This window comes from Micromonospora sp. NPDC005979 (assembly GCF_040614415.1).
In the GTDB taxonomy this organism is placed as follows: Bacteria; Actinomycetota; Actinomycetes; order Mycobacteriales; family Micromonosporaceae; genus Micromonospora.
Genome location: NZ_JBEXUR010000002.1, coordinates 233,324 through 246,584, shown reverse-complemented (window position 1 = coordinate 246,584; position 13,261 = coordinate 233,324). Strand labels below are relative to the sequence as shown.

13 protein-coding genes are annotated in these 13,261 nt (G+C 70.8%); 10 read left to right on the top strand and 3 right to left on the bottom strand.

Annotation, left to right across the window (positions count from 1 at the left end):
• The first annotated feature begins 42 nt into the window (after nucleotides 1-42).
• Entirely contained in the window at nucleotides 43-1,122 is a 1,080-nt protein-coding gene (locus tag ABZ272_RS04365; RefSeq protein ID WP_355048461.1) for a hypothetical protein, read from the top strand.
• Nucleotides 1,123-1,205: 83 nt separating this feature from the next.
• Here ABZ272_RS04365 and ABZ272_RS04360 read toward each other — a convergent pair whose 3' ends face one another.
• Nucleotides 1,206-2,339 carry an epoxide hydrolase gene (locus ABZ272_RS04360; RefSeq protein ID WP_355048460.1) on the bottom strand — a complete coding sequence of 378 codons (1,134 nt, stop codon included), beginning with the start codon at nucleotides 2,337-2,339 and terminating at the stop codon, nucleotides 1,206-1,208.
• Nucleotides 2,340-2,423: 84 nt separating this feature from the next.
• Here ABZ272_RS04360 and ABZ272_RS04355 point away from each other — a divergent pair, with 84 nt between their 5' ends.
• The 9 genes from ABZ272_RS04355 to ABZ272_RS04315 all read left to right on the top strand — a co-directional run bounded on the left by ABZ272_RS04355 (nucleotide 2,424) and on the right by ABZ272_RS04315 (nucleotide 10,542).
• Nucleotides 2,424-3,059 (top strand): helix-turn-helix domain-containing protein, encoded by a 636-nt coding sequence (locus ABZ272_RS04355; RefSeq protein ID WP_355048459.1) that lies wholly within the window; start codon nucleotides 2,424-2,426, stop codon nucleotides 3,057-3,059.
• Between the two features lie 85 nt (nucleotides 3,060-3,144).
• On the top strand, nucleotides 3,145-5,736 hold the full coding sequence (gene clpB, locus ABZ272_RS04350; protein ID WP_355048781.1) for an ATP-dependent chaperone ClpB: 2,592 nt from the start codon (nucleotides 3,145-3,147) through the stop codon (nucleotides 5,734-5,736).
• 101 nt (nucleotides 5,737-5,837) lie between these two features.
• Nucleotides 5,838-6,215 (top strand): hypothetical protein, encoded by a 378-nt coding sequence (locus ABZ272_RS04345; RefSeq protein WP_355048458.1) that lies wholly within the window; start codon nucleotides 5,838-5,840, stop codon nucleotides 6,213-6,215.
• Nucleotides 6,216-6,342: 127 nt separating this feature from the next.
• Nucleotides 6,343-6,921, top strand: a complete 579-nt coding sequence (locus ABZ272_RS04340; protein ID WP_355048457.1) for a DUF4178 domain-containing protein — start codon at nucleotides 6,343-6,345, stop codon at nucleotides 6,919-6,921.
• Between the two features lie 90 nt (nucleotides 6,922-7,011).
• Complete coding sequence (locus tag ABZ272_RS04335) at nucleotides 7,012-7,851, top strand: hypothetical protein (protein ID WP_355048456.1); 840 nt, start codon at nucleotides 7,012-7,014, stop codon at nucleotides 7,849-7,851.
• A gap of 72 nt (nucleotides 7,852-7,923) precedes the next feature.
• The gene (locus tag ABZ272_RS04330; RefSeq protein ID WP_355048455.1) at nucleotides 7,924-8,580 is read left to right on the top strand and encodes a hypothetical protein; all 657 of its coding nucleotides are present in this window, start codon (nucleotides 7,924-7,926) and stop codon (nucleotides 8,578-8,580) included.
• Nucleotides 8,581-8,589: 9 nt separating this feature from the next.
• Entirely contained in the window at nucleotides 8,590-9,399 is an 810-nt protein-coding gene (locus ABZ272_RS04325; RefSeq protein WP_355048454.1) for an SDR family oxidoreductase, read from the top strand.
• Nucleotides 9,400-9,567: 168 nt separating this feature from the next.
• Complete coding sequence (gene pyrE, locus ABZ272_RS04320; RefSeq protein WP_355048453.1) at nucleotides 9,568-10,107, top strand: orotate phosphoribosyltransferase; 540 nt, start codon at nucleotides 9,568-9,570, stop codon at nucleotides 10,105-10,107.
• 57 nt (nucleotides 10,108-10,164) lie between these two features.
• The gene (locus ABZ272_RS04315) at nucleotides 10,165-10,542 is read left to right on the top strand and encodes a metalloregulator ArsR/SmtB family transcription factor (protein WP_007454255.1); all 378 of its coding nucleotides are present in this window, start codon (nucleotides 10,165-10,167) and stop codon (nucleotides 10,540-10,542) included.
• A 171-nt stretch (nucleotides 10,543-10,713) separates the two neighbouring features.
• Here ABZ272_RS04315 and ABZ272_RS04310 read toward each other — a convergent pair whose 3' ends face one another.
• Nucleotides 10,714-11,523 (bottom strand): DedA family protein, encoded by an 810-nt coding sequence (locus ABZ272_RS04310; RefSeq protein ID WP_355048452.1) that lies wholly within the window; start codon nucleotides 11,521-11,523, stop codon nucleotides 10,714-10,716.
• Nucleotides 11,524-11,644: 121 nt separating this feature from the next.
• Nucleotides 11,645-13,192, bottom strand: a complete 1,548-nt coding sequence (locus ABZ272_RS04305; protein WP_355048451.1) for an LPXTG cell wall anchor domain-containing protein — start codon at nucleotides 13,190-13,192, stop codon at nucleotides 11,645-11,647.
• Nucleotides 13,193-13,261: the final 69 nt, after the last annotated feature.

Genomic DNA, 13,261 nt, shown 5'->3' with positions numbered 1-13,261 from the left:
CCGGGCAAGGCTACCGCTTCGGAGACGCCGATGATCGGATGGATGTCTGGGCGGGCAGCGGTGCTGCTGCTCGTACCTCTGTTGGCTGGGTGTTCGATCGGCGATGTCCGCCGTAAGCCGCCGACCGCGTCGTCCGGGGCAACCGCCACCGCGCCGTCTCCAACGGCCACCGTCGCGCAGGAGCGCCGCGTCCGGGTCGCCGTTCCCCAGCGGTACGACCCGCCGTACGTCGAGTTCGTCGACGCCGAGCACGGCTACGCCCTCTTCGCCAACTGCGGCGAGCCGCCGCCCGGCGACGACTGCCCGGCGCGACTGTTCACCACCCTTGACGGCGGACGGTCCTGGCGGGAGTTGCGACATCCCCACCCGGCGGCGGAGAACCACCAGCTCTACGCCGCGCCGGGGGTTCTGACGCTGTGGAGTGAGCCGCACGGCTGGTGGACCTCGACCGACGGCGGCACCTCGTTCACGTACGCGCTGAACGGGCCGCCGCCGCAGTGGGTCGGTGCCCGAAGTCGATTTCAGGTGATCGAGGCCGGTGATCAGATCGGCGAGTGGGACGGCCAACGGCTGCGCCCGCTGGCCGCGCAGCCCCGCGTACCCGGATTGAACGCGGTCGACGCGGGTGACGGCCCGCTGGTGGTCGCGACCGGGGAGAAGGACGGGAAGCTGTACGCGGCTGTGTCATTCGACCGGGGGCGGAGCTGGCAGCAGACCCCGGTGCCGGCACCCGACGGGCGCATCGGTGCCCTGCACGCCGAGGTCGAGCGGGACGGGACGGCCTGGCTGGTCGGGGAGCGGCCGGACCGCAGATCCTTCCCGGCGCTCTGGCGACTGCGCCGAGGGTGGGACCCGATCCGTGTCGACGGCGCTCCGCCACAAATCCAATCCGTCGCACCGATCGGCGGCGGGCTGCTCGCGGTGACCGGCCCGGCGGGCGCAGGGGCTGTCGGGGGCGACGGCCGCTACACCGAGTTGCCCTGGCCGATCGGCCCCGACCGCAGCCTGTCCGTGCTGACCGACGGCACGATCGTGGCCATCGGCGGGGACGGTGGGATCCTGCTCGGCGTCGGCTGGGTGGCCGAGCGTCGCTGGACGAAGATCACCCTCGACAACGCCTGACGTCGAGCCTGATCGACTCGACGTCACGCAAGTCGGGGTGTCCGGACCTCCAGGACACCCCAACTTCCGGGAAACCGAGTCGATCAAAGGCTGGCGAAGAACTCGCGGATGTCGCCGACCAGGACGTCGGTCACCTGGTGGGCGGCGTAGTGGCCGCCGACGTCACCGCGTCCCTCGACATCGGTCCCGTAGGCCGTCCAGCGGACGATGTTCGCGTGGTCCCGATCGGCGAAGCGGCGGATGGACTGGAAGTCACCGGGGAACATGGCCACCGCGGTGGGCGCCGTGGTCGGCTCGGCCGGCTGCTCGTCGGCGTGCGCGTCCTCCCAGTAGAAACGGATCGCCGAGGCGGCTGTGCCGGTCAACCAGTAGAGGGACACGTTGGCCAGGACGAAATCGGCGTCCAGGCTCTCGTCGAAGAGCTGCGCGTTCCAGGCCAGCAGCCCGACGGGCGAGTCGGCCAGCGCGTACGCCAGGGTCTGCGGCTGCTGGCTGTGCACCTGGTTGAAGGAGAACTTGTTCTCGTAGAACCACTGGAGGTGCCCCAGCGCCGCCTGGTCCGCCTCGGACAGGTCCGCGAACTCGGCCGGGTCGCCGGAGGGGAACGAGAAGAGCTGGGTGACGTGCACGCCGAGCACGTGCTCGCGGTCGATCCGGCCCAGCTCGGGCGAGATCATCGAGCCGGCGTCGTTTCCGACCGCGCCGTAGCTGTCGTACCCCAGGCGGTTCATCAGCTCGGCCCAGGCGCGGGCCGTGCGGTGCCGGTTCCAGCCGGCGCTGCGGGTGGGGCCGGAGAACCCGAAGCCCGGCAGCGACGGGATGACCACGTGGAAGGCCGGCGCGGCCGGGTCGCTCGGCTCGGTGAGCGGGCCGATGACGTCCAGGTATTCGAGCACCGAGCCCGGCCAGCCGTGGGTGAGCACCAGGGCGGTGGCGTCCGGCCGGGACGACCGGACGTGCAGGAAGTGGATCTGCTCGCCGTCGATCTCGGTCACGAACTGCGGGTGGGCGTTGAGCTGAGCCTCGACGGTTCGCCAGTCGAATCCGTCGCGCCAGCGGTCGGCGAGCGCGCGGACCCGGTCGCCGCTCATCCCGTACGCGTCGCCGACGCCGGGCAGCTCGGCGGGCCAGATCGTGCGGTCCAGGCGGGCGGCCAGGTCGTCGAGGGCGGTCTGCGGGATCTCGGCGCGGAACGGGCGGATCGCGGTGCCGGTCATCTCAGGCTCCTTCGGAACGGAATGCTTCGTTCTGCAATCACGGTAGCAGACCGGAACGATCCGTTCCAGTGGTAGCCTCGAGTCATGTCGACGAAGCCCTTGGCCGGCCGCCGCGCCCAGGCCGCCCGTAACGACGAGGTGATCCTCGAAGCCGCCCGCGCCGTCTTCCTGGACGACCCGAAGGCACCGATCGCCGCCGTCGCGGACCGCGCCGGCGTCGGGATCAGCGCGCTCTACCGGCGGTACGCGGGCAAGGAGGCCCTGCTGCGCCAGCTCTGCCACGACGGGCTGCGCCGCTACATCGCGGTGGCCGAGGAGGCGCTCGCCGAGCCGGACGACTGGGCCGCGTTCGCCGGTTTCCTGGCCCGGGTGGTCGACGCCGACGTGCACTCGCTCACGGTCCACCTGGCCGGCACCTTCACGCCGACCGAGGAGATGGGTCGGGACGCGGTGCGCGCGGGCGAGCTGGCCTCGGCGCTCGTCGATCGGGCGCACGCCAGTGGGCGGCTGCGCGCCGACGTGGTCGTACAGGATCTGGGGCTGGTGTTGGAGGGGTGCGCGGCCGTTCGCGTACCCGATGGGGAGCGGACGCGCGAGCTGCGCCGCCGGCAGCTCGCGGTGTTGCTGGGCGGTCTGTCGACGGTGTCGGAGGCGGGCGAGCTGCCCGGCCCGGCGCCGGCTGCCGGGGAGTTCGACTGGCGGTGGCGACGCCGCGAGTGACGGGCGTCACGCGCTAAGGTTGAGTGGAATACGCTCAACTCTGGTTGTGTCCAAGACAGTGGACAACGCCGATCCGGGGGAGCCCATGAACACCGAGAAACTCACCACCAAGACCCGCGAGACCATCACCGGTGCCGTCTCCCTGGCCAACCAGCGTGGCCACGCGACCGTGGAGCCCTGGCACCTGCTGCTGTCCCTGCTCGACACCGAAGGCTCGACCGCCGCCGGTCTGCTGCGCGCCGTCGGGGCCGACCCCGCCGAGCTGCGCCGGGCCACCGAGCGTGCGGTCGACGCCCTGCCGGCCGCGCGGGGCTCCAGCATCGCCGAGCCCACCCTGGCCCGCGAGTTCGTCAACGCCATCGGGGCCGCCGAGCAGATCGCCCGCCCGCTGGGTGACGAGTACACCTCCACCGAGCACCTGCTCGCCGGCCTTTCCCGCGTGGGCGGTGCCGTGTCGGCGGCGCTCAAGTCGGCCGGTGCCACCGAGGAGGCGCTGATCGCGGCCTTCCCGACCGTCCGGGGCGGGGACCGGCGGGTCACCACCGCCGACCCCGAGCAGACCTACCAGGCGCTCAGCAAGTACGGCGTCGACCTCACCGCGAGCGCCCGCGACGGCAAGATCGACCCGGTCATCGGCCGGGACTCCGAGATCCGCCGGGTCATCCAGGTGCTCTCCCGGCGTACGAAGAACAACCCCGTGCTGATCGGCGAGCCCGGCGTCGGCAAGACGGCCATCGTCGAGGGTCTCGCCCAGCGGATCGTGGCCGGTGACGTGCCCGAGTCGCTGCGCGACAAGAAGCTGGTCTCGCTGGATCTCGGCGCGATGGTCGCCGGCGCGCAGTACCGGGGCCAGTTCGAGGAGCGGCTGAAGTCCGTCCTGGAGGAGATCAAGAACTCCAACGGGCAGGTCATCACGTTCCTCGACGAGCTGCACACCGTCGTCGGCGCCGGCAAGGGCGAGGGCTCGATGGACGCCGGCAACATGCTCAAGCCGATGCTGGCCCGTGGTGAGCTGCGGATGGTCGGCGCCACCACTCTGGACGAGTACCGCGAGCACATCGAGAAGGACCCGGCGTTGGAGCGCCGCTTCCAACCGGTGCTGGTCGGCGAGCCGACGATCGAGGACACGATCGGCATCCTGCGCGGGCTCAAGGAACGCTACGAGGTGCACCACGGCGTACGGATCACCGACGCCGCGCTGGTCGCCGCCGCCACGCTCTCCGACCGGTACATCACCGACCGGTTCCTGCCGGACAAGGCGATCGACCTGGTCGACGAGTCCGCGTCCCGGCTCCGAATGGAGATCGACTCCCGTCCGGTCGAGGTGGACGAGATCGAGCGGGCCGTGCGCCGGCTGGAGATCGAGGAGATGGCGCTGGCCAAGGAGCCCGACGCCGCCTCCGCCGAGCGGTTGGCGCGGCTGCGCCAGGAGCTGGCCGACAAGCGCGAGCAGCTCACCGTGCTCTCCGAGCGCTGGCAGACCGAGAAGAGCCACATCACCAAGCTCTCCACCGCCAAAGAGGAGTTGGAGCGCCTGGGTGGCGAGGCCGAGCGGGCCGAGCGCGACGGCGAGTTGGAGCGCGCCGCCGAGCTGCGCTACGGGCGGATCCCGGCCCTGAAGGTCGAGCTGACGCAGGCCGAGGAGGAGCTGGCCCGGCTCCAGGCCGACGGTGCGATGCTCAAGGAGGAGGTCGGCTCGGACGACATCGCCGCGGTCGTCGCCTCCTGGACGGGCATCCCGGCGGGCCGCCTGCTGGAGGGCGAGACGGCAAAGCTGCTGCGGATGGAGGAGTCGCTCGGCAGCCGGGTGGTCGGCCAGGCCGAGGCCGTCGGCGCGGTCTCCGACGCCGTACGCCGGGCCCGGGCCGGTGTCGCCGACCCGGACCGCCCGACCGGTAGCTTCCTCTTCCTCGGCCCGACCGGTGTCGGCAAGACCGAGCTGGCCAAGGCGCTCGCCGGGTTCCTCTTCGACGACGAGCGGGCCATGGTCCGCATCGACATGAGCGAGTACGGCGAGAAGCACACCGTCGCCCGCCTCGTCGGCGCCCCGCCCGGCTACGTCGGCTACGAGGAGGGTGGCCAGCTCACCGAGGCCGTCCGCCGCCGGCCGTACTCGGTGATCCTGTTGGACGAGGTGGAGAAGGCGCACCCGGACGTCTTCGACGTGCTGCTCCAGGTGCTGGACGACGGTCGGCTCACCGATGGCCAGGGCCGGACGGTCGACTTCCGCAACGCCATCCTGATCCTCACCTCCAACCTCGGGTCGTCGGTGATCAGCGACCTGACGCTGGCCGAGGAGCAGCGCCGCGAGGGCGTCCTCGCCGTGGTCCGGTCGCACTTCAAGCCCGAGTTCCTCAACCGGCTCGACGACATCGTGGTGTTCGCGGCGTTGCGCGGGGATGATCTGCGCTCCATCGTGGACATCCAGCTCGACCGGATGCGACGCCGTCTCGCCGACCGGCGACTCGGCCTGGAGATCACCGAGGCGGCGCGGGGCTGGCTGGCCGAGCACGGCTACGACCCGATCTACGGTGCCCGCCCGCTGCGCCGACTGGTGCAGACCGCCATCGGCGACCAGTTGGCCAAGGCCCTGCTGAGCGGAACGATCAGGGACGGCAACACGGTCAAGGTCGATCTGAGCCCTGCCGGAGGCGCCCTGACGGTCACCCCCGCCTGAGCCCCGTGATCAAGAGGTTTGCGTCATCGGGACGTCTTCCCATGACGCAAACCTCTTGATCAACAGGGTGAGAGGCGGGCCGGCGGGGAAAGGAGTGGGGCATGTTCGGGATGAGTAGGTGGGAGCGGGACCTTCGGTCTGCGGTCGACGAGTTGATGACCGCCGACACGCTGGCCTTCGGCGGTGTCGGGTTCGCCGGTGAGGTTCTGCCGGTGACCGAGGCGTACCACCGCGTCGAGGCAGCACTCGACGAGCACCCCGAGGAGGTACGTCGGCAACTCGACCACCTCGTGGCGGAGGGCTCGCCCGCCGGCCGCGCGTACGCGGCGACGCTGCTGGAACGAGTCGAGCCGGCGGCCGCCCAGGCGACCTGGACGTCGCTGCGCGACGATCCCACCGAGTTCACCACCTTCGTCGGCTGCGTCATGGGCCGCTCCACCCTCGGCGACTACGCCACGCAGCGACTCGCGGCGGCCTGACGATCGCCGCGCACCCCCACGCGTTCGGCGGTCCGACGTGGGGGGCTGAGCTTTCGGTCACGACGCGACTCATTTCGGTGCGCCAGGTTGTTACCGTCTGCGCCGACGTACCTGGGGAGGTGGTCGGGTGGACGGGTCGCTGGCGTCCCTGGTGGGGGCCGTTGTCGTACTCATGACGGTCGTGCTCGTGGTCGTCGTGCGCGCCCGGCGGCGGGCCGCGGCCCGGCCCACCGGCCTCCCGCCGACCCGCCGGCTGGCCCCGGGTGATCGCGTGCGGATCCGCCAGCGGGAGTACGTCGTCAGCGGCACGATCCGACTTGTCGAGGGGGGCTGGACCTGGGTGCAGCACCTCCTCGACGACGCCTCCGGCACGCCGCACCGGCTCTCTGTCGAGGGTGACGGTGGTCCCGAGCTGGAGCTGGTGCTCTGGACCGCCGAGCCCGGCGCGACAGTCACCCCCGGCGCCCCCGAGATCGACCTCGGCGGGCGGCGATACACCTGGGCCGAGACCGGGCAGGCGCGCTACACCTCCACCGGGGAGACCGGCCTGCCGGCGGCGGGGACGATGCGCTACCACGACTACGAGTCGGGCGGGCGTGCCCGGCTCTCCTTCGAGGCGTACGGCGAAGAGGGCTGGCGGGTCGCGCGCGGTGACCTGCTCGATCCGGCCGACCTGGCGATCCGACCCGTCGACGACGCGCGCTGAGCGACCTCGCCGGGCGCGCCGCTTTCGTCACGGCATGCCGGAGTGGCCGGTTGCCGATACGGTGTGGGCCCGATCTAGGAAAGGAGAATCGTGGTCGACTCCCCGAGCACGCCGGCCCGCCAACGGCCCTCCACCGTGACGATTTCCAGCTACCTGCTCTACCTCTTCCTGGCGTGCCAGGTGATCAGTCTCATCATCACCCTCTCCACCATCGGCAAGACCCGGGACGTGCTCCGCGACGCGTACGCGGGCAGCACCGCCGACGGTGCCGATCAGGTGGCGAACTTCTTCTACGCCTTCGGCCTCGGCAGCGCCATCCTCGTGCTCCTGCTGGCGGTCGTGCTGGGCGTGCTGGCCATGTTCAACAACCAGGGCAAGAACGGTGCCCGGATCACCACCTGGATCGTCGGCGGCATCATGGTCTGCTGCACGGGTGGCAGCCTGCTCAGCGGTGCGGCCGGCGGCTTCAACACCGGTGGGAACACCGGCGGCGACATGCCGAGCGCCGAGGAGATCCGGCGTCGCCTCGACGAGGCGCTGCCCGGCTGGGTCACCCCGGTCAGCCTCCTGCTCGGCGTGATCAGCCTGCTCGCGCTGCTGGCGGCGCTCATCCTGCTGGCACTGCCCAAGTCGAACGAGTTCTTCCGCAAGCCCGCCGCCGCGTGGGAGCCGCCGACCCCGGGCGCCAGCTACCCGGCCTACCCGCAGGCATCCGGTCAGCCCGGCTACCCGCAGGCGCCCGGTCAGCCCGGCTACCCGCAGGCATCCGGTCAGCCGTCCAGCGGGGAGCCGGCCTACCCGTCGACGCCCGGCCCGGCGTCCGAGCCGGAGCAGCCGACCACCCCGCGGGCCAACCCGTCCAGCTCGGACCGCCCGGACGACACGCCGCCCACGGACCGCCCCGGCACGACCCCGCCGTCGACGAGTTGATCCACTGATAGGCACGACGCCGACGATCCCTCCGAGTAGGTTGCAACCCGACGCCTACCGGAGGGATCTGTCGTGTCGTACCCCGAACCGGCACCGCCCCGCCGGCCCGCCGTGGTCCCGGTGGCCACGGCCGTGCTGCTGCTGATGGCGGTCGGCGCGCTCGCGTACACCGCCGTCGACCTGGCGGTGCTGGGCCGGACGGTGGACGAGTTCCGCGCCGCGGCGCGGAACACCTCGGCCAGCCCGCAGCAGATCGACGACGTGGTGACCCTGCTGCGCGCGTCGGCGGCACTGACCGCGGTGGTGGCCGCGCTGTCCGCGCTCGTGCTCGCCGGCCTGGCCCTCGGACTGTTGACGGGTCGACGGGGCGTACGGGTGGCCATCTGGGCGGTCTGCGGGCTCGGCCTGCTCGCGGGCTGTTGCAGCGTGGCGGTGCTCGTCGGCGAACGCGCCGCGCCGCTGCGGCTGGGGGCGGACGAGCGGGCCACCGCCGAGCTGTTGGGTCTGCTCTCGGACGCGTACCCGTCCTGGTGGATTCCGCTCAATGCCGGGCTTTCGGTCGGGCAGGCCCTCGGTTACCTTGTGGTAGCCGCGCTGCTGGCCCTGCCGGCGGCGAACGCCTGGTTCGGTCGACACCGCCGCACGGCACCGACCGCGCCGTCCGCGTTCCCGCCCGCGTCGCACCAACCCCCGCAGGCGCCGGCCATGCCCCCGTACCCGCCCAGGTGAGGACCGCCCGTGACGCTCGAATCCACGACCGCCGAGCGACGGGCGTTGATCACCGGTGCCACCTCCGGCATCGGTGCGGCGTTCGCCCGGCGCCTGGCGGCCGACGGTTGGCACCTGGTGCTGGTCGCCCGGGACGCGGATCGACTGGCCGCGATGGCCACGGAGTTGGGCGCCCGACACGGGCACGACGTCGAGACGCTGCCGGCGGACCTGTCCACCGATGACGGCTGTGCCACCGTCGAACAGCGGCTGGCGTCCGACACTCCCGTTCAGCTCCTGGTCAATAACGCCGGCATCAGCCTGAACAAGCCGTTCCTGCGCTCCACAGTGGAGGACGAGGCGCGGCTGCTCCGCCTCAATGTGCACGCCGTCATGCGATTGACACTGGCGGCGTTACGTCCGATGACCGAACGGCGCGACGGGGCAGTGATAAATGTCTCTTCGGTTGCTGGTTTCGGCGCGGTGATGCCCGGGTCGACCTACTCGGCCAGCAAGGCGTGGGTCACCAATTTCAGTGAGTCCGTGGGCCAGTCGGCACGCCCTTTCGGCGTCCGGGTGATGGCTCTGTGCCCCGGCTACACCCGTACCGAATTCCACGAGCGGGCCGGCATCAACATGTCCAAGACGCCGAACTGGATGTGGCTGCGAGCCGAGGACGTCGTCGGAGAGGCCCTTCGTGACCTGCGCAAAGGCAAGTTGGTGAGTGTTCCGGCGTGGAAGTACAAGGTGGTCGTCGCCGGTCTGCGGCACGCGCCGCGCCGGCTGCTGGAGGTGGTCTCGCGCGACACCCGCGGCCGGATCGGTCGCGAGGAACGCTGAGCCCCCGGCGCGTCGTCGCGCCGGAGACGCCGCCGTCGGTCGTTGGCGCACCGCGACCGAACCGGTCGCTGAGCGTAGTCGGACATCGCCATTCATCGGTGTCTCACCGCCCCGATTCGGCAGGCCCGTCCACACGGCGTTCAGAGTTGCGCAGTAACCTCTATCGCCATGGGGGACCACGACGACCTGCGCAAATTCATTACCGACCTGGCTGTGGTCCACGGACGGGTCACGTTGTCATCGGGGCGTGAGGCCGACTGGTACGTCGATCTGCGACGCGTCACGCTCCATCACCAGGCCGCTCCGTTGGTCGGTAAGGCGCTGCTCGACCTCACCGCCGACTGGGAGTACGACGCGGTCGGTGGCCTCACCCTGGGCGCGGACCCTGTCGCGCTCTCGATGCTGCACGCCGCCGCTGGAACCGGCCGTGCCCTGGACGCCTTTGTGGTGCGAAAGGCGGGCAAGGCCCACGGTCTGCAGCGACGGATCGAGGGACCGGAGGTGGCCGGCCGCCGGGTGTTGGCGGTGGAGGACACGTCCACAACGGGCGGAAGTGTGTTGACCGCCGTGGAGGCTCTTCGCGAGGCCGGAGCCGAAGTCGTGGGCGTGGCGGTTATTGTTGATCGAGGCGCCGGCGACGCGGTGCGAGCCGCCGGATTGCCGTACCGGGCGGCCTATACGTTGGCTGACCTCGGCCTTGTGGCGTAAAAGTCTGCCGATTCGTATCTGCTGATATGCAGGCGGATCGATGCTGCTGGTGGAAGGATGGAATACGTGGGAACTGCGTTGGCCGAAATGACTATGCCTCAGATCTCGCCGCTTGCCGGTGAGCCGATCGAACGTGCCGATGCCGAGCGTCTCGCGGGGGTCCTCAAGGCCCTTGCGGATCCCGCCCGGTTGCGGCTGCTCAGCCTGATCCAGTCGGCCCCCGAGGGCGAGGCGTGCGTCTGTGACCTGACCGCGCCGCTCGGCCTCTCCCAGCCGACGGTCAGTCACCACCTGCGTATCCTCACCGAGGCCGGCTTGCTGGAGCGGGAGAAGCGCGGTGTCTGGGCGTACTACCGGCTGGTCCCGAGCGCGATCGCGACGATCGCCGACCTGCTGACCCCGCCGCGTAAGCGGGCCACCAAGAAGGCCCGCTGACGTAAGGCGCTGCGCACCGTCTCGTACCCGGGGCGGTGTCCGGTGGCGAACCAGGGGTGGCGCCACCGGTAGCTGATACCTGCTCGTCCCCGGCCGCACCGCCGGAGGCCGGGTCCGACATGCCGACGGCCGACCCCCGCACCAGGGGGCCGGCCGTCGTCGTATCTCAGGTCAGCGCTCGTGCCCGCGACGGTCGTGCGGGTTCTCGTCGTGGTCGAACTTCTCGCGCACCGCGTCGACGGCGCCCGCGGCGCTGGCCGCGGCGACGACCGCGACCGCCTCGCCCCGCTTGCGCGCCCGCCGGTCGCGGAGGAACTCGAAGAAAATCGGCAGCACCGAGATCAGGATGATCAGTGCGACCACCGGCAGGATGTAGTGGTCGATCTTGTCGCCGATCGCCTTGTAGATCCGGTCGGCCAGCAGGTAGCCGATCAGCAGGATGCCGTCGACCCAGAGCACCCCGCCGACGATGTTCCACAGCAGGAACTGCCGAGCCGGCATGCCCAGCGCCCCGGCGACCGGGTTGAGGAACGTCCGCACGATCGGGATGAAACGCGCCAGCACCACGGCCTTGGCCGGGCCGAACTTCTGGAAGTAGTACTCGGCCTTCTCCACGTACTCCTTCTTGAAGAGCCGCGAGTTGGGCCGCTCGAACATCCGTCGGCCGTACCGTGCGCCGAGCCAGTGCCCCAACTGCGCGCCGAGGATCGCGCAGATCGGCCCCCCGATCAGCAGACCGGCCAGCGAGAGCCGGGTGCCGTCGCCGAAGATGGCGTCCGCCACCGGCGAGGCGGCCACACCGGCGAGGAACAGCAGCGAGTCGCCGGGGAAGAAGAAGCCCACCAGCAGGCCGGTCTCGGCGAAGAGGATCACCCAGACGCCGACCAGCCCGAAGGTCTGCAACAGGTCCTTGGGATCGAGCGGGTTCAGGGCGACGCTCTCCGTGAGAGCGCGGGTCTTCTCAGCTGTGTCCACGGCCACAAAGGGTACCGAAGCCCGGTGCCCGGGCCGCGCCGGACCGGTCCTCACCACCCGGTCGCCGGATACGACGGTGCCCCGCCGACCAGCATGGTCGACGGGGCACCGGTAGTGCCGGGATGGATCAGGCGACGAAGCGGGTCCGGCGGCGCTTGGCCACCAGGTAGCCGCCGACGCCCGCGGCGAGCAGCAGCGCGCCCAGGCCGGCGAGCAGGCCGGTCGACTGACCGGTGATCGGCAGCGAGCCACCGTCACCCTCGCCGCCACCATTGCCGCCCCCTGCCGAGGCCGGGTTGATCACGATCGTCGCGGTGTTGTTGCCCTTGTTCGGGTCACCGGCGAGCACGGTGGTGATAGCACCCGAGGCGTTCGCGGTGACCATGTCGATCCGAAGTTGGAAGTCGTACGTGGTCACGTCGTCCGGCCAGGTCTCGAGGCTCAGGCACGCGTACTCCTTCGCGCCCGGCTCACCCCAGGCCGCGTCCCACGGGTCCCACGCGGTGCCCGGCTTGAACGGCACGCAGTTGGGGTCGACCTCTACCGCGGTGGTGCCGGCCGGAACGGTCACCCGAACCGGCAGGTCCTCCATCCCGAGGTCCGGCGTGCCCTGGCCGATGTACTCCAGCACCGCCGGCCCCAGGTTGGTGAAGCTGGGCGCGACGGTGACCACGTCGCCCTTCTTGCCACTTGCGGTCGCGCCCTTGGCCGCGAGGTCAGCCGAAGTGTTGCCGGTTACCCGAACACTCCCGATGGTGACGTCGTTCGACACGTCGACGTCCGTCTGCGGCACCCGTGCTGCCTGCATCGACTGCTCGACCAGGCGGAGCTTGTCACCCTTGCCGGGCTTGAAGTCCTCCATGGGCGAGTCCTTGGACGCCAGGTCCCAGTCGTCAGTGGTCCACCAGGACAGCGCCACTGAGAAGGTCGCACGGGTGCGTGCCTTCGCGCTCACCTTGATCGGCATGCCGTTCGAGAGCTTGTACGACTTGCCCGGCTCGATCTTCGTGTCGAACGCGCAGAAGGCGACCATGCCCCACTCGTCGGACCTGCAGTTCGAGTGGTCGCCGCCGTAGGCGGCGAGCTCCTGGGCCTGCAACACGAGAACGGCACCGTCGATGGCGGTCTCGCCGGTGTTACGGACGACGCCCGGCAGTTCCGCAGTGCTGCCCGGGGCGCCGCTGGCCTCGGCGGTCAGGTCGCCCGCCAGGTCGACGCCCTCGGCGATGGTGACGCCTGCCGTCGCCTTGGCGGTCTTGCCGCCAGAGGTGATGCTGACGGCCAGGGAGCCCTGCTGCCCCGGCTTCGCGTCCTGCTTACCCGTGACCGTGTAGTCGAACCACGGCGGCAGGCCGTCCTCCGTCTCGCTCTCGCAGTGCAGCTTCGTCGGCGAGACGTCGCAGGTCCAGCCCCACATCGGCTCCACGATGGCGAAGTCCGCGACCGCGGAGAGGTCGACGTCCACCGAGGTCTGCCCGAACGTCAGCTCGGACTCGTCATCGGTCGGCCGGGCGTAGAGATAGCCGGACGTGGACTGACCCGGTGCCACGAGCACGTCATGCGTGGCGATATCGAAACGGGCCTCGTCGGCGAGGGCCGGGCTGGCGGAGGCGGCGACGAACGCGCCTGCGACGCCCAGTCCGGCGAGCCAGCGCCGGGTGGAGTGCGTGAGCATGAGGGGGGATTCCTCCAGTTGGGGGATTCAGGTGCAGCCCGTGGATCTTAAGGAACCGCTAAGGTTCGG